Below are 23,285 nucleotides of genomic sequence, written 5' to 3' on the forward strand. Positions count from 1 at the left end.
GGTCACGCCTTCCCGATCAGGATGATCGACACGATCAGCCCGTAGATCGCGATGCCCTCGGCCAGACCGACGATCACCATCGCCCGGCCGAACAGCTCGGGACGCTCGCTCATCGCGGCGAGCGCGGCGGAGCCGGTGTAGGCCACGGCGATCGCCGCACCGAGGGAGGAGCCCGCCACCGCGATCGCGGCGCCGATGAGGGCCGAGCCGTTGGTCCCCGTGCCCGACGACGCGGCCGCGGCGGTCGCGGTGCCGGACGACACGGCGTCGGCGGCCCCGGTCGCCGGGGAGGGGTCCGCCGTGACGGCGACGACCAGCAGCACCAGGGACGCGAGCAGCAGCAGGCCGCTGGTCACGAGCACGACGCGCAGGATCCTTCTCACACGGTCACCTCCGGGGTGGCGAGCGGGACGTGCCAGGGCCGGAACGGCCTGCCCTCGATGTCGAAGACCCGGGAGAAGAGCTCGTAGTACTCCAGGCGCAGCGCCTGGATCGCGGCCACCACGCCCTCGAGGGCGAAGGCCAGCGCGTTGCCCACCACGAAGACCAGCACCGCGGCCGCGCCCGCCAGCAGCCCCTGTCCCCACAGGCCCGACGTGGCCTCCCAGATGACCGCGCCCAGGGCCGCGTGCGTCAGGCCGAAGGCGGCCAGCCGGGCGAAGCTCACCACGTTCGAGCCGAGGCGGACGACCAGGTCGACCAGCTCCACCGCCGCCTGGGCCCCGCCGGAGAAGCCACCACCCGCGGCCGTGAGCAGCCCTGCGTACGCCGCGGCGAGGCCGACCGCGGCGACCAGGCAGGCCACGGCGGTGAGCCAGGCCAGGTCGAGGTAGATCCCCGCGGCGAGCAGGCCCAGACCGAGGAAGACGGCGGTGCCGGCCAGGCCGGAGGGGGCGTACGCCGCCCGCCGCCAGCCGCCCTCGCGGAACCGGTTGACGGTGCCGAGGGCGTAGGCCCCGGCGAGCAGCACGGCGCCGGCCGCCACGGCCACCCCGAGCAGCGGCACCGGGTGCTCCAGGGGCTCCAGCCAGAGCACCGGCAGCACGCCCGTGGGCCCGAAGAACTCGCCGTACAGCACGCCGAAGACCACGCTGGCGACGCCCGCGCCGACCAGGAACACCCACACCGGGCGGAGCCGGGCGAGGCGCCACGTCCCGGCCCGGGCGGCCAGCCCCGCCGCGAGCAGGAGGGCGCCGTGCCCGGCGTCGGCGAACATCATCCCGAACATCACGACGTAGGCGAGTCCGGCGACCAGCGACGGGTCGAGGTCGGCGTACGGGACGGTGGCGTAGGTCCGCACCAGCGGCGCGAACTCGTGGGTGGTGCCGCTCGCGGTCAGCAGCGTCGGCGGCTGGACGCCCCGCGGCGTGGGGAGCGGCACCGCGGCCGCCCCGACACCGGCCAGCCGGGCGGCGAGCGGGCGCAGGTCCTCGGCGGCGGTCCACCCGAGCAGCGCGGCCACCCGACCCTCGGCCACCGCCCGCGCGGCGTGCGCCTCGAGCTCGGCCTCACCTGCGATCGGGCCGAGGTCGCCGCGGGCCTCGCAGTCGTCGAGGTCCGGCGGCGCCGGGGACAGTGTGGGCGCCGCCGGACGAGTGGGGAGTCGCTGCAGCCGGGCGCCGGCCGAGCCGGGCAGCGTGGGTTCGGCGGCGCCGGGGTGCCCCTCGAGCTCGACCGTGCCGGCATCGCCGACCACGACGAGGGCGTCGCGCAGCGTCGGGCGGGGAGCCACCACCGCCACCCGCTGCATGGCGACGGGGTGCAGGGCCTCACGCCACCGCATCGAGCGCCTCCGGGGAGGCGTCGGCCCGCGCGGCCACCTCGAGGGCGGCCCGGACCCGCCAGGCGTCGACCGCCATCAGGGCCACGGCGCCGAGCACGACCGACGGCCCGGCCCGGGGGCTGCGGGTGAGCGCGAACGCGTCCGACTCGACCCGGCCCCACCACCCGCACTCCGCACGCCACAGGTCCCTGCCCTCCGTCACGCCGGTGAGCGGCCAGGACGCGGCCCGGGACAGGCTCGCGGCCAGGTCGGGAAGCGTGGTGGCCGCGGCCGCCGCCGGACCGACCACCCGGGCCGCCGACAACCGGGCGCCCGCGGTGAGGGCCGGGTGCTCGAGCGCGAGGCCGCGGGCCAGCAGCAGGGCCACGGCCCCGGCCGCCCACGGCGCCGCGGGCGGTGCCACCGCGATGGCCCGGTCCGCCAGGGACAGCCGCATCGCCCACACGATCTCGTCCGGGGACTCGCCGCCCGGGTCTCCCCAGGGCGAGGTGGCCAGTGCCCGCCGCAGGCCGCCGGTGTCACCTGCAGCCGCCAGCCGCGGCCAGGAGGTGGCCAGGCTCCCGAGCACGTACGGCGCGGGCACGTCCTCGCCGCGCAGCCGGCGCAGGTGCTCGGTCACGTCGGCGATCTCGAAGGGCGCGAGCAGCACCCGCAGCAGGTCGGCACCGGCGCGCGGCACCCAGCCGCCGAGGACGCGCACGTTCCAGACCAGCGCCTCGTAGGCCGCCCGTTGGGCCCGGGCGAGCGTCATCCCCGGCCGGACGTCGTGGCCGTACGACGTGCCGGTCAGCAGCGCCAGCGCGGCGTCGAGCGACGGCTCGGCGGCCAGCCGTCGCACCTCCGCGCGGCCGACCCGGCGCCGGGTCATCGAGCGGGCGCGCACGCTGCCGGCCACCCAGGCGGCGGTCATCCGCCCTCCCCGGCCAGGGCCCGCACCGCCGCCACCACGTCGTCGACGCAGCCCGCGGTCCGGGCGGCCGACAGCTCGCGCACCTGCGCCGCGCGCCGTTGCGCCTCGGCGGCGGTGGCGGCGCCCCGTGCGGCGCGGTGGTCGCGCAGCTCCGCGACCACCGCGGCCCGCTCGGCCGACTGGCGCTCGCGGGCCTCCACGACCAGCCGCTGGGCCTCCTCCTCGGCCTGCCCCCGGATGCGCCGGGCGTCGTCCGCGGCCCGGTCCAGGAGCGCCTGGCACTCGCGCTCGGTCGGCTCCAGCGCGGCGAAGAGCGGGGCCAGCTCGGCGGCCGCTCCGCCGGTGCGGTCCACGGGCACGCCCGCAGCTCCGGCGGCGCCGGGGGTCCCCGACGGCCGGAACCGGTTCAGCAGGTCACGTGCCCGCGGCAAGCCCCACTCCCGTCCTCGACCAGGGCCTCGTCAGAGGCTGGTCCGAGGATCGGTCGGCGCGCCGGGCGGGAGACAGGGCACAAGGGCCCGGAGTGGGGGGCCCTCGCTCAGGGCTTGAAGACCACCTTCACGGTGCCGTCCTGCTTCTTCTGGAAGTTCTCGTACGCCGTGGGCGCCTCGTCGAGCGGCACCCGGTGGGTCGCGAACTCCTCGGTGCCGAGCGGGTCGGACTCGTCGGCCAGCAGCGGCATGATGTCGTCGACCCAGCGCTTCACGTTGGCCTGGCCCATCCGCAGCTGGATCTGCTTGTCGAACATCGTCATGATCGGCATCGGGTCGGTCTGGCCGCCGTAGACCCCGATCAGGGAGACGGTCCCGCCGCGGCGGACCGCGTCGATCGCGGTGTAGATCGCGGCCATCCGGTCCAGCCCGGCCCTGCTCATCAACGGCGCGGTGATGCGCTTCGGGAGCACGTTGAAGATCCGTTGCCCGATCTCGGCCACCGGCGACCCGTGCGCCTCCATGCCGACGGCGTCGATCACCGCGTCCGCGCCGCGGCCCTGGGTCCGGGAACGGACCTCCTCGCCGACGTCGTCGACGGCGTCGAGGTCGATCACCTCCACCCCCCGACCGTGGGCGCGCGCGAGCCGCTCCCGCACCCGGTCGACCGCGATCACCCGGAAGCCCTGGTGCATCGCGATCCGGCAGGCCATGTCGCCGATCGGGCCGAGGCCGAGGACCAGGAGCGTGCCGTCCTTGGGCACGTCGGCGTACGCGACCGACTGCCAGGCGGTGGGCAGCACGTCGGAGAGGAACAGGAACCGCTCGTCCGGCGGGCCCTCGGGGACCTTGATCGGCATGAACTGCGCCTGCGGCACCCGCAGGTACTCCGCCTGCGCGCCGGGCACCTCGCCGTACAGCTTGCTGAAGCCGAACAGCGCCGCGCCCGTGCCCTGGTCACGGACCTGGGTGGTCTCGCACTGCGTGTGCAGTCCCCGCTCGCACATCCAGCAGTGGCCGCAGCAGATCTGAAAGGGCACCACGACCCGGTCACCGACCTGGAGGTCGCCCGCCCCTCCGCCGACCTCCTCCACGATGCCCATCGGCTCGTGGCCCAGGATGTCGCCCTCGCCCATGAACGGGCCGAGCGTCTCGTAGAGGTGCAGGTCGGACCCGCAGAGTCCGCTCGAGGTGATCCGGACGATCGCGTCGTTCGGGGCCTCGATGACGGGGTCGGGGACCTCTTCGACGCGGACGTCGCGCCGGCCGTGCCAGGTGACTGCCTTCATGGTGCTCGCTCCTCGGTCTCGGGACGTTCGGTGCGATCCGGCCGTACCCGCCTGCCCGGGCCCCATGCGGCCGCGTCAGCGGGGCATGGACGACCCTCGGCCCCGGGGGTAGACCGTGAAGCGGCCCAGCAGCACCGCCAGCGCGGCGAGGGCGACCCCGGCGACGTCGTCGACCACGAAGTGCCAGCCGAAGTAGACGGTGGCCACCATCACGGCGAGGAGGTAGGCGGTCATCACCATCGCCAGGCGACGACGGCCGTAGTAGAGCAGCATGAACAGGATCAGGCAGGTGAAGCCGACGTGCAGGCTCGCGAACGCCGAGATGCTGACGAAGGCGTCCGGGGCGGACGGGTCCATCAGCATGTGCGCCCGCTCGGCCATGTACTCGGCCTGGGTGCTGGTGATCGCCGTGTCCGGCAGCCCGGCGAACGTGCCGGGCGACGACGCGAACGGGCCCAGCGTGGGGATCAGGTAGTAGGAGCCGACGCCGAGGACCCACACCCACATGGCCGAGGCGAGGAAGACGTAGCCCTCCCGGATCCGGGTCGTGAAGGCCAGGGCCGCCACGACGGACAGCGGCACCAGGTAGGTGAACGACTTGTAGACCACCATCAGGACGTACGCCGCGGTGTGCTGGCCGAACAGGTCGTGCAGCAGCTCGGCCGGGTCGTTGCCGAGGAAGAGCCACCGCTCGAAGCGGAGCAGCGAGTCGTCGCGGATCGTGTTGAAGGCGTCCCAGCTCTTCAGGTTGCGGTAGCAGACGTAGACCAGGTGGTAGGCGACCAGGCCCGAGACCGCCAGGGCGAGGCGCTGCCACCACCAGCGGTCCCGCAGCACCCGGAGCAGCCCGCGCGGCGACCACTGGCGGGTACGACACGCCCGCACCACCGTGTCGACGAGGGCGAGCACCGTGAGGAGGACCACCGCGCTGGTCAGCCGGCCCCGGAACATCTTGCCCTCCGGGTCGCGCAGCGGGACCCCCACGTGGTGCGACCACAGGGCCGTGATCACCGCGAAGACCGCGACCACGATCCACACGCCTGCGACCCAGCGGACGTCGCGGAGGTCGTCACCGGTCGGCTCGGCTGCGTCGCGCGGCGGCGCGAGGGAGGGGGACGTGGCCACGTCCGAAGGTTATCCGAGGGGGACGACCTGCCCGGCGTGACACCATGGTGACGGAGCTGGCACAAGGGGAGGAAGCACATGACGGCGGGAGGTGACCTGCTCACCCGCGAACCGGCCGTGACGCCGCCGGCGGGTCGCGCCGTGAGGCTGGCGCGCCATCCCGTCCTGCTCGCCGCCGCCGCGGCCGCCGTCCTGCACCTGCTGTGGTGGGCCCTGCTGGCCACCAGCGGGGGCGACCTCGCCGCGCAGGACGCGTGGGCCGAGTTCGCCCGGGTGCACCCGGGCAGCGCCTACAACCTGGCGTGGTACGGCGGCATGCACCCGGTCTCGTACAGCGCCCTGTCGCCGTACGTCATGGCGACCCTGGGCGTGCGCACCACGATGATCATCGCCGGCACCGTCTCCGCCGGGCTGCTGGCGCTCCTGCTCGTGCGCAGCCGGGCGCTCGCCCGGCCGTGGTTGCCGGCGCTGTTCGGCGCGCTCGCGTTCACCGGCAACGCGGTCTCCGGGCGGGTCACCTTCGGGCTGGGCCTGATGTTCGGGCTGGCCGCCGTCGCGGTGGTCTACGTGTGGCCGGAACGCTGGCGCACCCCGGCGCGCAGGCACCGCTGGCCCCGCGCCGCGTTCGGCGCCGTCCTCTCGGGAGTGGCCACCGCCGCCAGCCCCGTGGCGGGGCTCTTCATCGGCATCGTGGCCGCGGCGCTGTGGATCGACCACCGCCGCGGGGCGGCGTACGTGCTCGGCCTGCCGCCGGTCGCCGTCGTCGCCGCCTCGTCCTGGCTGTTCCCGTTCTCGGGCCAGCAGCCGATGCCGCTGGTCTCGACCATCCTGCCGGTGGCGTTCGGGCTGGGGGTGTTCCTGGTGGCCCCCACGTGGTGGCGAACCGTGCGGATCGGCGCGCTGCTCTACGTCGCGGGGGTCCTCGCGGTGTGGGCCGTGCCGTCGCAGATCGGCACGAACATGACCCGGCTCGGCCTGATCTTCGGCGGCGTGCTGATCCTGGCGGTCGCCGCACGCACCCCCGCCACGCCGCTCCCCCACCGCTGGCCCGCGGCCCTGCACACCCACCGCGGCCGGTTCGCCCTGCTGCTCGCGGTCGGGATCCTGACCTCGTCGATCTGGCAGGTCGCCACCGCGGCCCGCGACGTCATCGACACCCGGCCGAGCGAGGCGTGGACGGTCGACGTCGACCCGCTCGTCCACCAGCTGCGGGCACGCCACGCGGAGCGAGCCCGCGTCGAGGTGGTGCCGGCGGCCAGCCACCGCGAGGCCTCGGCCCTCGCGCCGTACATCAACCTGGCTCGCGGGTGGAACCGGCAGGCCGACGCCGAGCGGAACCCCGTCTTCTACACCGAGGGGATGCTGACCCCGCGGTCGTACCACGACTGGCTCGACCGGTGGGCCGTGCACTACGTGGTGCTCTCCACGGGTGCGCCCGACCACGCGGCGGTGGAGGAGGCGACCATGGTGGCGGGCGGCCTGGGCTACCTGCACGAGGTGTGGTCGGACGACAGCTGGCGGCTGTTCGAGGTGAGGTCCCCGACGCCGCTGGCCGACCCGCCCGCGACGGTGACCCACTTCGACGCCGCCCAGGTGGTGATCCGGATGCCCCGGGCGGGCAGCGTGATGGTGCGGATCCCGTCCTCCCCGTGGCTGAGCCTGGTCGACGAGGAGGGCCGGTCGCTCCCGGGCCCGGTCTCGCCGGTGCCCGGCGCGCCGTCGGTCAACCTCTACGGGTGCCTGACCGCGGCCGAGCAGCCGGAGGTCCCGGGCGAGGCGACCGACAGCTGGACGGTCCTGCACGCGCCGCGGGCCGGCACCTACCGGATCGCCGCCCCGTACAAGCTGCCGCGGGGCACGAGCTGCCCCGCCGACATCGGGGACTGAGACCGGGCCTCACACGGCCGCGTGCGACCGCTCGGGCGTGAACGGCTGGAGGTCGTCGTGGCCCCCGCGGACCACGCCCCAGGACGACTCCGGCACCTCCTGCCAGGCGCCGGGGAGGTCCCGCAGCGGCTCGGAGACCACGAGCCGGGCGTCGTCGCTCAGCTCGCGCAGCACCTCCAGCTCGGGGTGCAGGGCACGCAGGTGCTCGACCGCCGTGGAGTAGAAGAGCGTCCGGGTCTGCCCGATGCTGGAGTAGCGGAAGGCCCAGATCGAGGTGCCGTCGGTGGTGGCCGCCGACATCTGCACCGGGTGCTCGACACCGTGCCGCTCGGCGACGTCCTCGACCAGCCCGACCGCCCGCTGCACCGCGCCCACCGGGTCGTCGGTGAGCCCGAAGGTCAGCGCGAGGAAGAAGAGCGTCTCGGAGTCGGTGGACCCCTCGATGTCGGGGTAGAGCGACGGGTCGACCGCCAGCATCAGGTCCCGCTTGAGGTCGTGGAAGCCCGCCACCGAGCCGTTGTGCATCCACAGCCAGTTGTCGTGGCGGAACGGGTGGCAGTTGCTGCGCTGCACCGGCGTCCCCGTCGAGGCCCGGATGTGCGCGAACATCAGCGGCGTCCGGATCTGGGCGGCCACCTCGCGCAGGTTGCGGTCGTTCCACGCCGGGTCGACGCTCTTGAACACCGCCGGCACCGGACCCTCGCCGTACCACCCGATTCCGAAGCCGTCGCCGTTCGTGGTGGTGGCCCCCATCTTCGAGTGCAGGCTCTGGTCGATCAGGGAGTGCTGCGGCCGGAACAGCAGGTCCTCGGCACGGAGCGGTTCACCGGAGTACGCCATCCATCTGCACATGCCTCCACCGAACCAGCAGCCCGAGGTCGTCGGCATCATCCGTCGGGGATGAGGACCCGGCAACGGTTCTGGATCACTGTCGAGGGAACCCCGTCGAACCCAGCCGACCACCCCAGACCACCCCGAGGAGTGACCGTGTCCACCACCTCCGAGACCGAAGCCCACGGCCCCGTCGACTTCGCCCTGCTCGAGTTCCCCCGCGACCGCCTCACCGGCGAGGCCGGGCAGGCGCTCATGGACCTCGTGGAGGCCGGAACCATCCGCCTCTTCGACCTGCTCGTGATCAGCAAGGACGCCGACGGCGGGGTCGAGGTGCTCGAGCTCACCGACCCCGGCGGGCCGGCCGCCGGGTTCTCCTACTTCGCCGGTGCCCGGTCCGGGCTGCTCGGCGACGAGGACGTCCAGGAGGCCTCGGCCGCGATGGACCCGGACACCGTCGCCGCCTTGCTGGTCTACGAGAACACCTGGGCGGCGCCGTTCGTGGCCGCCGCCCGGCGCAGCGGCGGCGAGCTCATCGCCAGCGCCCGCATCCCCGCCACGGACATCATGGCGGCCGTCGAGTCGCTCGAGGCCGCGAGCTGAGGAGGAGAGTCATGCCCGGACTGCTACGAGGAGTGGCGAGGACCGCCGTCGTGGCCGGCACGGCCACCGCCGTGAGCGGCCGCGTGCAGCGCCGCCAGGCGGAGAAGTTTGCCGGTCGCGACGCGCAGATCGCCGCGGACCGCGAGCAGGCGTACTACGACCAGCAACCGGCCGCGGCGCCGCCCCCGCCCGCGGCACCGGCTGCCGACCCGATCCAGCAGCTCAAGGACCTGGCGGACCTGAAGGCCCAGGGCGTGCTGACCGAGGAGGAGTTCGCCGCCCAGAAGGCGAAGATCCTGGCGAGCACGGGTTGAAGACGGTCCGGAACCGGCACGCCGGCGCCGAGGAGGCGCACCGGCACGTGGACGACGGCGTCATCGTGCAGGCGTCGGGGGTCCACAAGACCTATGACACCGGCCAGGTCCGGGTCGAGGCCCTCAAGGGCATCGACCTGTCCCTGCGACGCGGCGAGATGGTGGCCGTGATGGGGCCCAGCGGCTGCGGCAAGACCACGCTGCTCAACTGCCTGTCCGGCATCGACGAGATCGACGAGGGCCAGGTGCTCATCGAGGGGGTCAGCCTGGCCGAGCTGCCGGACCGGGCCCGGACGAGGTACCGCGCCGAGCGGATGGGCTTCGTCTTCCAGTTCTACAACCTGATGCCGGTGCTCTCCGCGGTCGAGAACGTCGAGATGGCGCTGCTGCTCGCGGGGCGGGCGACGCGGGAGGCACGGCAGCTGGCGATGGAGGCGCTGTCCCTGGTCGGCCTGGCCGAGCGGGCCGACCACGTCCCCGAGGAGATGTCCGGCGGCGAGCGGCAGCGGGTCACCATCGCCCGCGCACTCGTCAACGACCCGGCCATCGTGTGGGCCGACGAGCCGACCGGCGACCTCGACAGCGAGACGGCCGAGGACGTCACCACCCTGATGCGGCGGCTCAACCGGGAGCGCGGCCTGACCTTCCTGATCGTGACCCACGACATCGCCGTGGGCCGGCGCACCGACCGGATCCTGCGGATGCTCGACGGCCGGGTCGTCGACGAGCAACGGATGGAGGAGGCGGATGTTCGCCCGAGTGACCCTGCTTGAGATCGACACGCTGCGCATCGACACCGACACCGCGGTCCACGTCTTCGAGAGCGAGGTGCTGCCCGAGCTGCGGCAGCAGCCGGGGTACGCCGGCGTCCTCGTGCTGGCCACGGCGGAGGGTGCCGGCACGCTCGTGAGCTTCTGGGACACCGCCGAGGCGGCCGACGCGAGCGGCACGACCGGGTTCTACGCCGAGGTGCTGGAGCGGTACGTGACGATCTTCAAGTCACCGCCCGGACGGGGTCGCTACGAGGTGGCGGTCGCGGAGCTGCCTGCCTCCACCGCCACCTGAGGAGGAGGTCGTGAGCGAGCTGTTCGGCGCGCCGGTCGACACGCTCGCCGTCGTGCTGGGCGTGCTTCTGGTCGTCGCCTTCGCCATGATCGGCGGGCTCGCCGTGCGGCACACCGTCCTGATGAAGCTCGGGGTCCGCAACCTCACCCGCCGCCCCGGCCGCAGCGCGATCATCGTCGGCGGCCTGATGCTGGGCACGATGATCATCGGGTCGGCCCTCGGCTTCGGCGACATCATGGCCAACACGGTCCGGTCCTCGGTCATCACGACGCTGGGCCAGACCGACGAGATCGTGTCCGCGAGGTCCGGCGAGGCCCCCGACATCGCCACGCTCGGCGAGGGCACGGCCGTGCGCTACCTGACCGCGGAGGAGGCCGACGCCGTCGTCAGCGCCGCGCGCAGCATCCCCGACGTCGACGGGGCGGCCCCCGGCATCAGCGAGGCCGTCGCGGTCCAGGACACCACCAGCCGGACCAACGAGCCCCAGCTCACGCTCTTCGCCACCGACCCCGGGGCGATGTCGGGGTTCGGCGAGATCACCACCGAGTCCGGCGACGGCGTCAGCCTCGACGACCTGGCGTCGGGCGAGACCTACCTCGACCGCGAGGCCGCCGACGCCCTCGACGCCCACGCCGGTGACCGGGTCGTGGTGTTCGTCCGCGGTCGCCAGGCGCCCCTGACCGTGCGCGACGTCGTGCGGTACGACGGCACCGGCTCCGACAGCGGCGCCCTGCTGATGCCGCTGGCGCAGGCGCAGCGGCTGCTCTTCGTCGGCGACCGGGTGCAGCACGTGCTGGTGTCCAACGACGGCGACGCGACCAGCGGTGCCGCACACACCGACGCGGTGACCTCACAGCTGGAGCCGACCACCCAGGAGCTCGGGCTGCGGGTCGAGCAGGTCAAGAGCGACGGGCTCGAGGAGGCCGACCAGCAGGGCGCGACGTACCTCTCGCTGTTCTCGACCTTCGGCACCTTCACGATCTCGGCCGGCATCCTGCTGATCTTCCTGGTCTTCGTGATGCTCGCCGCCGAGCGCCGGGGCGAGATGGGCACGGCCCGCGCCATCGGCACCCAGCGCCGCCACCTGGTGCAGATGTTCCTCTTCGAGGGGGCGGCGTACGACGTGCTGGCCGCGGCTGTCGGCGCGGTCCTCGGGCTCGCGCTGTCGGTCGGGATGGTGCGGCTGATCGCCGGCGCGCTGTCCGAGTCCGGCATCGTCACCATCCGCTACCGGCTGACGTGGACCAGCCTGGTGGTGGCCTTCACCCTTGGCGCGCTGCTCACGCTCGTGGTCGTGACGATCGCCGCCTGGCGGGTCAGCCGGCTCAACATCGTGGCGGCCGTGCGCAACCTCCCGCAGCCGCCACGTCGCCGGCGGCGGCGCTCGCGGTGGCTGCTGGCGGCGTTGCTCGCGGGTGCCGGCGCGGCGCTCGTGGCCTCGGCGTACTCCTCGAAGAGCGCGGTGGCCCTGCTGGTCGGCGGCTCGCTGGTGCTGGTGGCCCTGGTGCCGGTGATCCGGTCGCTGGGTGGCAGCGAACGCCTCGCCTACACCGTGGCCGGCACCGGCGTCCTGGCCTGGAACCTGCTGCCGTTCAGCGTCTACAAGTCGCTGGTGCCCGACCTCCGGATGGGCTTCGACGTCTTCGTGCTCGTGGGGCTGCTGCTGGTGGCGGGCGCCACCTGGGTCCTCGTCTACAACCTGCGCCCGATGCTCGACGGCCTGATGTGGGTCTTCGGACGCTCGCGGCACGCGGTGCCCGTGCTGAAGACGGCGATCGCGGCCCCGCTGCGCAACCGGTTCCGCACCGGCGCGACCGCCGGGCTCTTCACGCTGGTGGTGTTCACGCTGGTGACCGGGGCCGCGACGTCGGCGTCGTTCCTGGCCGCGCTCGACGACGAGGAGACCTTCGGCGGCGGGTACGACATCACCGCGCAGACCTCGCCGCTGAGCCCGATCCGGGACATGCGCACCGCGCTCGCCGCGGCCCCGGGCGTCGAGCACGGCGACATCACGGCGTACGCCGGCCAGTCCTACGTGCCCATGGACGCGCGCCAGGTCGACCAGCCCGGCGCCGGCGGGGACGACCCGGACCAGGCCGGCTACGTGGGCTACGTCGTCCGCGGCCTCGACGACAGCTTCCTGCGCACCACCACCTACGGCTTCGGGTCGCGGGCCGAGGGCTACTCCTCCGACCGCGCCGTCTGGGACGCGCTCGCCACCCATCGCGGGCTCGCGGTCGTGGACGCCTTCTCCGTGCCCCGGCGCGCCAACTGGGGCACCGGCGTCGTGTCGGACTTCCGGCTGCACGGCTTCTACCTGGAGGACCAGTCCTTCACGCCGGTCCCCGTCGAGGTGCGGGACACCCAGACCGGGAAGACGCTGCGCCTGAAGGTCATCGGGGTGCTGGCCGACAACGTGCCCTACGCGATGCTCGGCATCTCCACCTCGCAGCAGACGCTCGCGCCGCTGGGCGCGGCCGCCGCCCCGACGGTGTGGTACTTCCGGGTCCGCGACGGGGTCGACCCGGTGCACGAGGCGGACGCCCTCGAGGCGGCGTTCCTCGACAGCGGCATGCAGGCGGCGGCCCAGAGCGAGACCCTGCACGACGCCGTCTCCGCGTCGCTGACCTTCCAGTACCTCATCCTCGGCTTCCTCGCGCTCGGCCTGGTGATCGGCGTCGCGGCCCTGGGCGTCATCAGCGCGCGCTCGGTCGTCGAGCGGCGCCAGCAGATCGGCGTGCTGAGGGCGATCGGGTTCCAGGCCCGCATGGTGCAGATGAGCTTCCTGGTGGAGTCGCTGATCGTCACCCTCGTGGGGGTCGTGGTGGGCAGCGTGCTCGGCCTCTGGGTCGCCTTCAACGTCATCCAGGACACGGCCAGCCAGCCCGGCTACGAGAACCTCGCCCTCGTCCCGCCCTGGTCGGTCCTGGCGATCATCCTCGGGGTGGTCGTCCTGTGCTCCGTGCTCGCCACCTGGCTGCCGAGCGTGCGCGCCTCGCGGACCTACCCAGCGACGGCGCTGCGGTACGAGTGACGGCCGCGCCGGGATCACCCGCTGTGTACGACGCGCAGGTGGTGCGGCAGCCGGAATGGTCGGGGAGGTCCGGTTCCGACATCCCCGAGAGGACGAGATCGTGTCCGACTACCCCTTGATCGCCGACCACGGAATGATCGGCGACCTCCAGACCTGCGCGCTGGTCACCACCGACGGCTCGATCGACTGGTTCTGCGCGCCCCGCTTCGACTCCCCCAGCATGTTCGGCGCCCTGCTGGACCACCGCAAGGGCGGGCTCTGCCGGGTACGCCCGAGCACCGAGGCCTTCACCACCAAGCAGCTCTACTTCCCCGACACCGCCGTCCTGGTGACCCGGTTCCTCACCGAGGGCGGGGTCGGCGAGGTCGTCGACTTCATGCCGATCGACGACCCCACGACCGCGACGGACCGGCACCGGATCATCCGGATGGTCCGGTGCGTCCGCGGCCGGATGGCCTTCGACGTCGACATCGCCCCCCGCTTCGACTACGGCCGCGAGCGCCACGGGACGCAGCTCAGCGAGGACGGCGTGGTCTTCGAGAGCAGCCGGGCCGCGCTCACCGTCAACCTGGTCAAGGAGCCCGAGGACCGGCGGATCGCCCACGTCCAGGTGGACGGCGAGGGCGACCTGCACGCCCAGGTGGAGCTCGAGGCCGGGCAGATGCGCGGCGTGGTCCTGGAGACGGGGACGCGGGGGCCCGCGCGGCAGGTGCGCCCGGCCGAGGTCCAAGAGCTCTTCGACGCGACCGTCCACTTCTGGGAGTCCTGGCTGGCGCAGTCGACGTACCACGGCCGCTGGCGGGAGACCCTGAACCGTTCGGCGATCACGCTCAAGCTGATGACCTACGCACCCACCGGCGCGATCGTGGCGGCACCCACCGCGGGCCTGCCGGAGCAGGTGGGCGGCGAGCGGAACTGGGACTACCGCTTCACCTGGGTGCGCGACGCCTCCTTCTCCGTCTACGCGCTGATGGGGCTCGGCTTCACCGAGGAGACGGTGGCGCTGGGGCGCTGGCTGGGCGCCCGCGTGGCCGAGCAGGTCGGGGGCAACGGGTCGGGGCCGCTGCAGATCATGTACCGGGTCGACGGGTCCAGCGACCTGACCGAGGAGGTCCTGGACCACTGGGAGGGGTACCGGGGGTCCAGCCCGGTGCGGATCGGGAACGCCGCCTCCGACCAGCTCCAGCTCGACATCTACGGCGAGGCCGTCGACAGCATCTACTTCGCCGACCAGCACGGCCTCACCGGCAGCCACCAGGGCTGGCTGAGGATCTGCGAGATCGTCGACTGGGTGGCCGAGAACTGGGACCAGCCCGAGGAGGGCATCTGGGAGACCCGGGGCGGTCGCGAGGACTTCACCTACGGCCGGTTGATGAGCTGGGTCGCCCTCGACCGGGGCATCCGCCTCGCCACCGAGCACGGCCGGCCGGCGCCGGTCGACCGCTGGCGCACGGAGCGGGACGCGGTCTACGACCAGGTCATGGTGAAGGGCTGGAGCCCGAAGCGCCAGGCGTTCGTGCAGCACTACAAGACCGACGTGCTCGACTCGTCGCTGCTGCGGATGTCGAAGGTCGGGTTCATCTCCCCGACCGACCCGATGTGGCTCTCCACCCTCGAGGCGATGGACGGCGAGCTGGTCACCGACAGCCTCGTCTACCGCTACGACCCGGCGGCCTCCCCGGACGGGCTGCGCGGCTCGGAGGGCACGTTCTCGCTGTGCACGTTCGCCTACGTCGAGTCGCTGGCCCGGGCCGGGCAGCTGGACAAGGCCCGCATCACCTTCGAGAAGATGCTGACCTACAGCAACCACCTGGGGCTCTTCTCCGAGGAGATCGCGCTCAACGGCGAGCAGATCGGCAACTTCCCGCAGGCGTTCACGCACCTGTCGCTGATCGACGCGGCCATCACCCTGGACCGGGCGATGGACCGGGCCCTGGTCCCGGCCTGAGGGCAGGCACGGTCAGGCCTCGACGACCTCGCCCTTCCTGACCTCGACCGCGACCTTCGCGAGCGGGCTGGGCGCCGGGCCACCCGTGTTGTCACCGGTGGCCGGGTCGTAGGTCGAGCCGTGGCAGGGACACTGCAGGATCTCGCCCTGCGGTGCGACCGTGCAGCCCCGGTGCGTGCAGATCGCCGAGAACGCGACCACGTCGCCCTGCGTCGGCTGGGAGACGATGACCGGCTTGCCGTTGCTGTCCTGCGCCGAGATCGCGCCGCCGACCGGTACGTCCGACACCTTCGCCAGGACGCCTCCCTGGCTGCCGCCGCCCGATCCGGACCCCGACGTCGGGCCGGACGAGCTGTCGCCCCCCGAGTCGCTGCCACCGCAGGCGACCAGCGCCGTAGCGCCGAGCGCCGTCCCGGCCCCTGCCACCAGCACCTTGCGACGGGAGAACCCGTCCTGCACCTCGTTCGCGGTCATGGCCACCTCCGTGTGTCGGTCGTCGTTGCCCGTGCATACGGGTTCCTTCCGCGGATGGTTCACGTGGCCCGCGGCCGGCTCAGGAGCTCAGCCGGAGCACCGGCGCACCGTCGGCCGTGCGCACCTCCACCGACGCGATGTCGGCGCGAGGGGCCGCGGTCGCCGCGGACAGCTGCATCGTGCGGCCGGGCAGGGCGCGCCAGGTGGCCACCTGCTCGGTGCGACCGTCCCGGGTCCGCACCACCATGGAGTACGTCGTGGCGGGCGGCTCGTACTGTCCGACCGGAGCGGCGTAGCTGCAGGTCAGGTCGAGGCGGGTACCCCACGGCACGCTCGCGAAGGCCAGGCTCGCGCGCATGCCGACGTCCCGTACCTCGGCCATGGGGTGGGCGGCGGGGGTGCTCGCGCTGGACGTGGGGGGCGTCGCCTGGGGAGAGCCGTCTCCGGTCGTGCCGACCGTGACCGCGGCCCCGACCGTCACGAGCACGGCGGCCGCGGCGGCCAGTCCCGCCGTGACGAGGGTGCGGCGCCGCTGCGTACGTCGTACCTCCCCGAGCAGCGCGGGCAGCAGAGTGTCAGGCACCGGTTCCTCGCCCGGCGGCTCCTCGAGGATCCCGGGCTCCACCCGCGCGAGCAGCCCGGGCAGACCGGCCATCTCGCGGACGCTCTGCGAGCACTGGTCGCAGCCGGAGAGGTGCTGCTCGAACTGCCGGCGCTCCCCCGGTGACAGCGCGCCGAGCACGTAGGAGCCGTCGAGGTGCGCGAACTCGCAGCTCATGCCCCCACCCCCATCTCCTCGAGCGCCAGTCGCAGTGCCCGCAGCGCGTAGTGAGTACGGGACTTCACCGTGCCCTCGGGGATCCCCAGACGACGGGCGGCCTCGGACACGGGAAGCCCACGGTAGTAGCACTCCAGGAGCACCGCGCGGTGCTCCGCGGAGAGCTTGGTGATCGCCTCGGCGACCATCCAGGAGAGCAGCAGCTGGTCGGTCCGGTCGACCGGGTCGACCGCCTCGGGCACCTCGGCGACGGCGAGCTCGGCGTGCGCACGCCGGGTCCGCCACTCATCGATCACGATGTTGCGGGCCACCGTGAACAGCCACGCGCGGACCGACCCCTGGCGCTCGTCGAGCACCGAGAAGTGTCGCCACGCGCGCAGCAGCGTCTCCTGGACGACGTCCTCCGCGCGCGACCGGTCGTTGGTCAGGCGGACGCAGTAGCCCCACAGCGCCGCTGCGTGCTCGTCATGCAGCTGCTGCATCAGCTCGACCTGGTTCCCGGGCAACGGACCTCCTCCCTGAAGTGTGCTCCGGCACCCACTCAGTGGCGCAGGGTTCCCTGGATCGCACCGGCAGGGTGGGGCCCGTTGTGCACGTTGAAGTAGTACCGGCCCGGGTGCCCGAGGATCCGACCGATCAGCTTCTTGGACACCCCGGTCGCGCAGTGCGAACCACCCGTGACCGAGCCAGTCAGGTCCACCACGATGCCGCCGTCCGACTTGCGGTGGATGTGCGCGGCGTTCGGCATCGCGATGTTCTTCCACTCGACGTTCGCGCAGACCCGGTGCCGGGCCTTGTTGAGGGTGAAGTGCGCCTCGCCGGAGCCGTTGGCGTCACCGCTGGGCTTGAGGTGCGCCTGCAGCCGTTGCACGGATGCGCGCTGCGCCGAGTCAGGAGCCGAGGCGTGGGCGGCGGGGGTCACGGCCGCTCCCGACACGGCGACCACCAGGCAGGTTCCCAGGGCCAGGGCGGCCCGGCGTACGGGTTGCGTTGTGTTCGACATGGTTGCCTCCTTGTCGGGTGACACGGCTGCCGGCGCCGGACGGTTCAACCGGCCCCCGAAGTCGGGACCATCGGGCGGCGTCGGGGCGTCGAGGCGGACCTAGTCTCAAGGGGTGTCGGACCGGATCCGCGTGGCCCTGGCCCTCGGCGGCGGGGGTGCTCGCGGCTATGCCCACATCGGGGTGATCCAGGCGCTCGAGGAACGCGGCTGCGACATCGTCGGCGTCTCCGGCACCTCGATGGGCGCGCTCGTCGGGGGTCTCCACGCCGCGGGCCGGCTGCCGCCGTACGCCGAGTGGATCCGCGGCCTGTCACAGCGCGACGTGATCCGGTTGCTCGACCCGTCGCTGCGGACCCCGGGGGTGATCCGGGGCAGCAAGGTCATGGCCCGGGTCATCGACCTGCTCGCGGGGGTGCGCATCGAGGACCTGCCCGTCCCGTTCACGGCGGTGGCCACCGACCTGCTGGCCCGCAAGGAGGTGTGGTTCCAGCGCGGACCGGTCGAGGTCGCCATCCGGGCCTCGATCGCGCTGCCGAGCGTGTTCACCCCCGTGATGCTCAACGGGCGCCTGCTGGCCGACGGCGGCATGATGAACCCGATTCCCCTGGCTCCGCTGGCAGCCATCCGGGCCGACGCGACGGTGGCGGTCTCCCTGTCCGGCGTCGCGGACGCGGTACCCGGCAGGAGCCCGGCGCAGGAGTCGTCCGAGCCGCTCCCCCCGACGGAGTGGCAGGCGCGGTTCCGGAGCAGTGCGGCCCAGCTCCTCGACCGCGAGGCCGTACGCCGGGTGACCGGCTGGTTCGGCAGCGGACGGGGCGACGGGGCCGCCGCGGTCGCCGAGGAGCTGGATGTCGAGGCCCCCGAGGACGTGCTCGCCGCCCTGCCCACGGGCCTGGGGACCCTCGACGTGATGGAGCTGTCCCTGGACGCGCTGCAGAGCGTGGTGACCCGCTACCGCCTGGCGAGCTACCCGCCGGACCTGCTCATCAGCATCCCGAAGCACGCCTGCCGCACGCTGGACTTCCATCGCGGCGCGGAGATGATGGAGCTCGGACGAAAGCTCGCGGACGAGGCGCTCGACCGCGCTCCCCTGACCGGCGGCAGGCAGGCCGGCGTGGGTTTGCCAGCCGAGTGAGGCGAGCCTAATCTCGGGAGGAACGGTCTCGCGTCGCCCCTTCCCCCGATCGGAGTCTCCGGTGAGCCTCTCCGCCACCCTGGTGCTGGGCTTCCTGGCCGGCGCGACCATCCTGCTCGGCCTCCCTGTCGGGCGGCTGCGCAGGCCCGCGCCCTCGCTCCGGCTGTTCCTCAACGCGGCCGCCGTGGGCGTGCTGCTGTTCCTGGTCTGGGACGTGCTGTCGGCGGCGTGGGAGCCCATCGACGCGGCCCTCGAATCCGTGCACGAGGGGGACGGCGGCCTGGGCACGGCCGTCGGCTACGGCCTCCTCGCGACCACCGGGCTCAGCGTCGGACTGCTGTCCCTGGTCCACTACGAGCGCTGGATGGCGCGGCAGGTCCCGGCCCGCCCCGCCGACTCCCCCGCCCGCTCCGAGGGCCCGGGCGCCATGACCATGGGCGAGGTGAAGCCGCCCCGGGGCATCGCGAGCTGGTCCGCGGCCCGCCGCCTCTCGCTGCTCATCGCCGTCGGCATCGGCCTGCACAACTTCGCCGAGGGCCTCGCGATCGGGCAGTCGGCGGCCTCCGGGGAGATCGCGCTGGCGCTGATGCTCGTGATCGGCTTCGGCCTCCACAACGCCACCGAGGGGTTCGGGATCGTGGCGCCTCTCGCCGCCGACGTGGACGGCGACGGCCGGCCACGTCGTCCCGGCTGGGGGTTCCTGCTGGCCATGGGCGCGATCGCCGGCGGGCCCACCTTCGTCGGCACCCTGCTCGGCTACGGGTTCACCAGCGAGCCGCTCAGCGTCGTGTTCCTGACCCTGGCCGCCGGTTCGCTGATCTACGTGATCACCCAGCTGATCGGCGTCGCCACGCGCGCCCGCCGCAGCGACCTGCTCGCCTACGGCATCCTCGTCGGCCTCCTCGCCGGCTTCCTCACCGACGCGATCGTGACCGCGGCCGGGGTCTGAGCTCCTCCAGCAGAGCCTGCGGTCCGAGCAGGACGCCGGAGACCGTCCCTGCTGGGCCGCATCGCCGGGCGGCGTCTCGAACGGCTCGTCGGTGAGTCGGACCCACCTGCAGCCGAAGTCATCCACCACCACCACGCCGCTCAGGTCGTCACCGATGGTGCAGACGAGCCTGCCCGGAGGATGACCCTGAACCGACAGTCCTGCCGGCTCTCGGTTCAGTCCGGTTCGCAGATGTAGAGCTGGAGTGCCGCATCTGCGGCGAGTGGCGCACGGGACCAGTCGCCGAAGCGTTCAACAACCCGGAGACCCCCGAGCGAGAGCAGCAGCGGCAGCTCCTGGGGGAAGATGCTCCTGATCTCAAGCGGTGCGACAAAGAAGTCCACCTCGGAATCGGTCGAGAAGTACCACCTCCCGCGAGTCACCTGCGCGGCCGCGTCGTAGGTCTCCGCGACATCGACATGCACGACGCCACGATCGGGATCCACGAACGACAACGCGTCGCGCCTGCGTCGAACGCCGTCGGCCTGGGCAAGCATCGACACGCTCGGGTTGAACACGTCGAAGATGAGCCGCGCTCCCGGTGCCAGGTGCCTTCGCACCGACCGGAAGCAGTCCACCAAGTCCTTTGCCTCATGGAGATGGAGCAATGAGTTGGCGGCGATGAACACCAGGTCGAACGTTCGGCCCAGGTCGAACGCGCGCATGTCGCCCTGCACCCACGCCACCTCGACGCCGCGCTCGTCCGCCTTGCGCTGAGCCTCGGCAAGCATGTCCGGCGAGAGCTCCAGGCCCATGCACGGATGCCCCTCGGACGCGATCGGGATCAGCTTCTGTCCGGTGCCGCACCCGAGTTCCAAGACACACCCGCCTTGCCGATCAGCCTCCGCCGCATAGAAGTCGATGGCCTGTTCGCTTCCGGGGAACAACCGGTCGTACAACCTCGCATCCGTGTAGAACTGCTCGCTCATGCAGAGCACCCTCCCTGGGCATCCTCCTTGACGGCGACGACCATGTACCCCTCGGCGACCGGGTCGAAGGTGGTGGTCTCGACTCTCAGTCCGACGCGCTGCAGCTGCGACACGAGCTGCTCGTGGCGAAACGGCCAGCATGACAAGCGTTCGGAGCACGTCGTCACCACACCATCGGCCCCCACTTGTGCGACAGCAATGTCCAGATGGTGCTCTTGCTCCCAGCGTTCCTCGATCTGCCAGTTGTAGACGACAAAGGCGTCCCGGCCACGACGACGAACGAGCCGGTCACGCACGTCCAGGCGAGAGCCGTTGGCTCGGATGAGCTCCCACGTGCGGGACGTGAGCACGAGGCGCCCGCCACGACCCAGCAGCTGCGCCATGGCGGCCAGTGCGGCGAGGCGACCAGAGGTGCCGTCGGCGTGATGGAGCGAGTTGCCCACGCAGAACACCATGTCGAAGGTCGCGGCATCGAGGTGGTCGGTCCGGCGCACCATCCCAGCGCTCGCGTCGGTCGCGACAACGTCCAGGCCGAGACCTGCCAGGCCGACCGCGAGCTGCCCGGTGCCGCACGCGCAGTCGAGAACACGCGCGCCAGGCGGAAGAGACTTCACCAGGTCACCGAACGCAGCGACTGAGTCGGCCGGCGTCAGCATCCCGTCCGGGATCACCCAGTCGTACACGTCCGACAGAGCCCCATAACCAGCCACACCGCTCTCCTTCGCTGACTCGACAGCATCCCCAGCAGACCACCCCCGACCCTTGGCACACCACAGCATTCCTCACAGGGCAGACCCACCCGGCATGACCGACCGAGGTCGCATACCGCGTCCCGTACGGCTGGTGAGTGCGGCCGATCGGGCCGCAACAGCGACTCGCGGCTGGCGGCCCGCTTTGGCTACGGCATCACGCACAGTGACCGCGGGCGCTCACGCAACAGGGACACACCCAGTCAGGCGGCCTTGCTGGCGCAGTGTTCCCACCAGAGTCGGGCCAGGCTGCGTTGGAGGGGGTCGGGGCTGGTGAACCCCTCGGCGTCGAAGTCGCTGATCGGGTGGGTGCCGCGGGGGTCGACGACACGCCAGAGCCCGTGCGGGGTGCGCCACAGCCAGGCGTCGACGCCGATCTGGAGGACCCGGTAGCCGAGGTGGGTCTTGGCCCGGTGTGTGGTCCGGCCCAGCGGGGCGGCGTTGTGGTCGCCGGTCTGCTTCGGGGGGCCGGTGGGGTCGTAGGGGGTGGGGTGGTCCAGGTCGATGCGTTGGCTGTTCCCGGTGATCCGGGTGGCGTGGGGGGCGGCCTCGGCGGGCATCCGCAGCCTCGTGCGGTGCCGGACCGCCTGGGGGAACTCGTAGCCGTCCACGGCGTGCCGGTCGGCCAGGTCGACCACCGGCGTGACGGTGACCCGGGTGTGCGCCACCAGACCCACCACCTGTTCGAGCAGGTGCGGACCGATCCCCTCGACCCGGGCGACCCCGGGGGTGCCGTCCAGCACGTCTTGGTGCAGGTGCACGTACAGCTGCACGGCCGGGGCCAGTGTGGTCAGGTCGGCGGCCCGGAACAGGTCCAGCGCTTCCTGCGACAGGGCGGTGGACCGCGACTCCGCGAGCGGGTCACCGCCCGGGGGCTCGGGCTCGGGCTCGGGCTCCGGGCCCGCGTCGGTGTCGTCCTCGGGCGCCTCGGACTCGGCGGTGTCGGACTCGGCGGCGTCGGCCCCGGCCTCGGGCTCCGCGGCATCGGTCTCGTCCGCAGCCTGGGTGTCCTGCTCGGCAGTGTGGGCGGCCTCCAACAGCAGGTGGAGGAGCTGGGCGGGGCGGGCCAGCCACCCAAACGCGAGCGCGCGGAGCTCGTCGCGGGTCAGGTCGGCCCCGGGGTCCTCGGGGCGCAGGTCCGGGCGGGTGGTGAGGATGTCGGCGACCCGGTCCACGGTGGCGTCGATCCAGACCGCGTCCCCGGCGGTGACCCGGGCGATCACGGTGCGCAGCCCGTGCTCGTCGGTCCGGGACAGCCCCACGTAGCGGCGGCGGCGCTCCGCGGCGAGCTTCTCGGCGTGCCCGGCGGTGTCGGCCTCGATGATCGCGGCCTCGGCGATCGCCAGCACCCGGCCCGCGGACAGTCGGCCGAGGACCGTCGCGACCGCGACGTCGACCAGCCCCACCACCGCCCGGGGCAGGTCGCGGGTCTTGGCGGCGACCTTGCGGGCCACGAACGCGTCCGCGGCCAGCGCCTCCAGCCGGGCCCAGGTCAACGGCAGCCGGTGCTGCAGGTCCAGCACGTCGGCCACCAGCGCCCGGGCGGCCTGGGCGTGCACCTGCCGGGCGATCCCGAGCTCGTGGAAGCACAGCTCCCGGACCTTCGGGGTGCCCTCCCCGCCGACCGCGACCAGCCGGTCCGCGCCCGGCCGGCCCCGCACGAACCCCGGATCCTCCCGCGGGTCGCTGCCGTGCAGGGCGGCCCAGTGCGCCGCGACCCGCAGGTCCTCCAGCTCCACCTGACGGCGCCGGACCACCAGCCGCTCGGCCAACGCCAACGTCTCCACGGCGTCCGCCGTCAGCGCGTCGGGGGCGGTGGCCAGGTCCATACCTGATTCTATCGAACGTATGTTCGAGTGGGCAAGAGTCGTTTCCAAGATGTGGATGTCATGTGGCAGGACATCGGTGACAGTTCTGCATCAAGACATCGGTAACACTTTGAATCATCTTGGTGGTGACACTTCTGCCCCGAGGCTTCGGCGGTGGCTGTCAGTGAACCCATCGATCCC

Annotated in this window: 23 protein-coding genes; 9 read left to right on the top strand and 14 right to left on the bottom strand. The window is 72.8% G+C overall.

Annotated elements, in window-relative coordinates; translation table 11 throughout:
- Nucleotides 1-2: 2 nt before the first annotated feature.
- From ABD268_RS20420 to ABD268_RS20445, 6 genes are all read right to left on the bottom strand, one after another.
- Nucleotides 3-383, bottom strand: coding sequence for an ATP synthase subunit C (locus ABD268_RS20420; protein ID WP_344156890.1), 381 nt, complete (start codon nucleotides 381-383; stop codon nucleotides 3-5).
- Entirely contained in the window at nucleotides 380-1,783 is a 1,404-nt protein-coding gene (locus tag ABD268_RS20425) for a V-type ATPase 116kDa subunit family protein (protein WP_344156893.1), read from the bottom strand. Before ABD268_RS20425 ends, ABD268_RS20420 begins: the two co-directional genes overlap by 4 nt.
- The gene (locus tag ABD268_RS20430) at nucleotides 1,770-2,693 is read right to left on the bottom strand and encodes a hypothetical protein (RefSeq protein ID WP_344156896.1); all 924 of its coding nucleotides are present in this window, start codon (nucleotides 2,691-2,693) and stop codon (nucleotides 1,770-1,772) included. The genes ABD268_RS20425 and ABD268_RS20430 overlap by 14 nt, the downstream gene beginning before the upstream one ends.
- Nucleotides 2,690-3,124 (bottom strand): hypothetical protein, encoded by a 435-nt coding sequence (locus tag ABD268_RS20435; protein WP_344156899.1) that lies wholly within the window; start codon nucleotides 3,122-3,124, stop codon nucleotides 2,690-2,692. Before ABD268_RS20435 ends, ABD268_RS20430 begins: the two co-directional genes overlap by 4 nt.
- Before the next feature lie 107 nt (nucleotides 3,125-3,231).
- Nucleotides 3,232-4,413: a zinc-dependent alcohol dehydrogenase gene (locus ABD268_RS20440; RefSeq protein ID WP_344156902.1), complete on the bottom strand. Its 1,182-nt coding sequence runs from the start codon at nucleotides 4,411-4,413 to the stop codon at nucleotides 3,232-3,234.
- Between the two features lie 75 nt (nucleotides 4,414-4,488).
- Nucleotides 4,489-5,538, bottom strand: coding sequence for a phosphatase PAP2 family protein (locus tag ABD268_RS20445; RefSeq protein ID WP_344156905.1), 1,050 nt, complete (start codon nucleotides 5,536-5,538; stop codon nucleotides 4,489-4,491).
- A 78-nt stretch (nucleotides 5,539-5,616) separates the two neighbouring features.
- Here ABD268_RS20445 and ABD268_RS20450 point away from each other — a divergent pair, with 78 nt between their 5' ends.
- Nucleotides 5,617-7,425 (top strand): MFS transporter, encoded by a 1,809-nt coding sequence (locus ABD268_RS20450; RefSeq protein ID WP_344156908.1) that lies wholly within the window; start codon nucleotides 5,617-5,619, stop codon nucleotides 7,423-7,425.
- 9 nt (nucleotides 7,426-7,434) lie between these two features.
- Here the strand turns inward: ABD268_RS20450 and ABD268_RS20455 are convergent, their stop codons facing one another.
- Nucleotides 7,435-8,277, bottom strand: a complete 843-nt coding sequence (locus ABD268_RS20455) for a class II glutamine amidotransferase (protein WP_344156911.1) — start codon at nucleotides 8,275-8,277, stop codon at nucleotides 7,435-7,437.
- Between the two features lie 135 nt (nucleotides 8,278-8,412).
- Here ABD268_RS20455 and ABD268_RS20460 point away from each other — a divergent pair, with 135 nt between their 5' ends.
- The 6 genes from ABD268_RS20460 (at nucleotide 8,413) to ABD268_RS20485 (ending at nucleotide 15,220) form a co-directional block, all read left to right on the top strand.
- Nucleotides 8,413-8,859, top strand: a complete 447-nt coding sequence (locus tag ABD268_RS20460) for a DUF6325 family protein (protein WP_344156914.1) — start codon at nucleotides 8,413-8,415, stop codon at nucleotides 8,857-8,859.
- 11 nt (nucleotides 8,860-8,870) lie between these two features.
- The gene (locus tag ABD268_RS20465) at nucleotides 8,871-9,173 is read left to right on the top strand and encodes an SHOCT domain-containing protein (protein WP_344156917.1); all 303 of its coding nucleotides are present in this window, start codon (nucleotides 8,871-8,873) and stop codon (nucleotides 9,171-9,173) included.
- Complete coding sequence (locus ABD268_RS20470) at nucleotides 9,170-9,946, top strand: ABC transporter ATP-binding protein (RefSeq protein WP_344156920.1); 777 nt, start codon at nucleotides 9,170-9,172, stop codon at nucleotides 9,944-9,946. Before ABD268_RS20465 ends, ABD268_RS20470 begins: the two co-directional genes overlap by 4 nt.
- Complete coding sequence (locus ABD268_RS20475; RefSeq protein WP_344156923.1) at nucleotides 9,933-10,238, top strand: hypothetical protein; 306 nt, start codon at nucleotides 9,933-9,935, stop codon at nucleotides 10,236-10,238. Before ABD268_RS20470 ends, ABD268_RS20475 begins: the two co-directional genes overlap by 14 nt.
- A gap of 10 nt (nucleotides 10,239-10,248) precedes the next feature.
- The gene (locus ABD268_RS20480) at nucleotides 10,249-13,272 is read left to right on the top strand and encodes an ABC transporter permease (RefSeq protein WP_344156926.1); all 3,024 of its coding nucleotides are present in this window, start codon (nucleotides 10,249-10,251) and stop codon (nucleotides 13,270-13,272) included.
- Between the two features lie 100 nt (nucleotides 13,273-13,372).
- Nucleotides 13,373-15,220 carry a glycoside hydrolase family 15 protein gene (locus ABD268_RS20485; RefSeq protein ID WP_344156929.1) on the top strand — a complete coding sequence of 616 codons (1,848 nt, stop codon included), beginning with the start codon at nucleotides 13,373-13,375 and terminating at the stop codon, nucleotides 15,218-15,220.
- A gap of 12 nt (nucleotides 15,221-15,232) precedes the next feature.
- On the opposite strand, the gene ABD268_RS20490 is transcribed toward ABD268_RS20485, so the two are convergent.
- From ABD268_RS20490 to ABD268_RS20505, 4 genes are all read right to left on the bottom strand, one after another.
- Nucleotides 15,233-15,694, bottom strand: coding sequence for a Rieske (2Fe-2S) protein (locus ABD268_RS20490; protein ID WP_344156932.1), 462 nt, complete (start codon nucleotides 15,692-15,694; stop codon nucleotides 15,233-15,235).
- A 79-nt stretch (nucleotides 15,695-15,773) separates the two neighbouring features.
- On the bottom strand, nucleotides 15,774-16,472 hold the full coding sequence (locus tag ABD268_RS20495) for an anti-sigma factor family protein (protein ID WP_344156935.1): 699 nt from the start codon (nucleotides 16,470-16,472) through the stop codon (nucleotides 15,774-15,776).
- Entirely contained in the window at nucleotides 16,469-16,978 is a 510-nt protein-coding gene (locus ABD268_RS20500; RefSeq protein ID WP_344156938.1) for a sigma-70 family RNA polymerase sigma factor, read from the bottom strand. Before ABD268_RS20500 ends, ABD268_RS20495 begins: the two co-directional genes overlap by 4 nt.
- 35 nt (nucleotides 16,979-17,013) lie before the next feature.
- Nucleotides 17,014-17,475: a CHRD domain-containing protein gene (locus ABD268_RS20505; RefSeq protein ID WP_344156942.1), complete on the bottom strand. Its 462-nt coding sequence runs from the start codon at nucleotides 17,473-17,475 to the stop codon at nucleotides 17,014-17,016.
- Nucleotides 17,476-17,587: 112 nt separating this feature from the next.
- Here ABD268_RS20505 and ABD268_RS20510 point away from each other — a divergent pair, with 112 nt between their 5' ends.
- Nucleotides 17,588-18,610 (top strand): patatin-like phospholipase family protein, encoded by a 1,023-nt coding sequence (locus ABD268_RS20510; protein ID WP_344156946.1) that lies wholly within the window; start codon nucleotides 17,588-17,590, stop codon nucleotides 18,608-18,610.
- Between the two features lie 61 nt (nucleotides 18,611-18,671).
- Entirely contained in the window at nucleotides 18,672-19,559 is an 888-nt protein-coding gene (locus ABD268_RS20515; RefSeq protein WP_344156949.1) for a ZIP family metal transporter, read from the top strand.
- 215 nt (nucleotides 19,560-19,774) lie between these two features.
- On the opposite strand, the gene ABD268_RS20520 is transcribed toward ABD268_RS20515, so the two are convergent.
- The 3 genes from ABD268_RS20520 to ABD268_RS20530 all read right to left on the bottom strand — a co-directional run bounded on the left by ABD268_RS20520 (nucleotide 19,775) and on the right by ABD268_RS20530 (nucleotide 23,105).
- On the bottom strand, nucleotides 19,775-20,527 hold the full coding sequence (locus ABD268_RS20520) for a class I SAM-dependent methyltransferase (protein ID WP_344156952.1): 753 nt from the start codon (nucleotides 20,525-20,527) through the stop codon (nucleotides 19,775-19,777).
- The gene (locus ABD268_RS20525) at nucleotides 20,524-21,210 is read right to left on the bottom strand and encodes a class I SAM-dependent methyltransferase (RefSeq protein WP_344156955.1); all 687 of its coding nucleotides are present in this window, start codon (nucleotides 21,208-21,210) and stop codon (nucleotides 20,524-20,526) included. Before ABD268_RS20525 ends, ABD268_RS20520 begins: the two co-directional genes overlap by 4 nt.
- A gap of 269 nt (nucleotides 21,211-21,479) precedes the next feature.
- Nucleotides 21,480-23,105, bottom strand: coding sequence for a hypothetical protein (locus ABD268_RS20530; RefSeq protein ID WP_344156958.1), 1,626 nt, complete (start codon nucleotides 23,103-23,105; stop codon nucleotides 21,480-21,482).
- Nucleotides 23,106-23,285 lie beyond the last annotated feature (180 nt).

This window comes from Nocardioides koreensis, from assembly GCF_039531775.1.
GTDB lineage: Bacteria > Actinomycetota > Actinomycetes > Propionibacteriales > Nocardioidaceae > Nocardioides > Nocardioides koreensis.

What these genes read in the sequence shown, in the direction of transcription:
- ABD268_RS20425 (WP_344156893.1), bottom strand. Translation starts at nt 1,783, where the DNA reads ATGCGGTGGCGTGAGGCCCTGCACCCCGTCGCCATGCAGCGGGTGGCG.
- ABD268_RS20430 (WP_344156896.1), bottom strand. Translation starts at nt 2,693, where the DNA reads ATGACCGCCGCCTGGGTGGCCGGCAGCGTGCGCGCCCGCTCGATGACC.
- ABD268_RS20440 (WP_344156902.1), bottom strand. Translation starts at nt 4,413, where the DNA reads ATGAAGGCAGTCACCTGGCACGGCCGGCGCGACGTCCGCGTCGAAGAG.
- ABD268_RS20450 (WP_344156908.1), top strand. Translation starts at nt 5,617, where the DNA reads ATGACGGCGGGAGGTGACCTGCTCACCCGCGAACCGGCCGTGACGCCG.
- ABD268_RS20455 (WP_344156911.1), bottom strand. Translation starts at nt 8,277, where the DNA reads ATGTGCAGATGGATGGCGTACTCCGGTGAACCGCTCCGTGCCGAGGAC.
- ABD268_RS20465 (WP_344156917.1), top strand. Translation starts at nt 8,871, where the DNA reads ATGCCCGGACTGCTACGAGGAGTGGCGAGGACCGCCGTCGTGGCCGGC.
- ABD268_RS20490 (WP_344156932.1), bottom strand. Translation starts at nt 15,694, where the DNA reads ATGACCGCGAACGAGGTGCAGGACGGGTTCTCCCGTCGCAAGGTGCTG.
- ABD268_RS20495 (WP_344156935.1), bottom strand. Translation starts at nt 16,472, where the DNA reads ATGAGCTGCGAGTTCGCGCACCTCGACGGCTCCTACGTGCTCGGCGCG.
- ABD268_RS20505 (WP_344156942.1), bottom strand. Translation starts at nt 17,475, where the DNA reads ATGTCGAACACAACGCAACCCGTACGCCGGGCCGCCCTGGCCCTGGGA.
- ABD268_RS20520 (WP_344156952.1), bottom strand. Translation starts at nt 20,527, where the DNA reads ATGAGCGAGCAGTTCTACACGGATGCGAGGTTGTACGACCGGTTGTTC.
- ABD268_RS20530 (WP_344156958.1), bottom strand. Translation starts at nt 23,105, where the DNA reads ATGGACCTGGCCACCGCCCCCGACGCGCTGACGGCGGACGCCGTGGAG.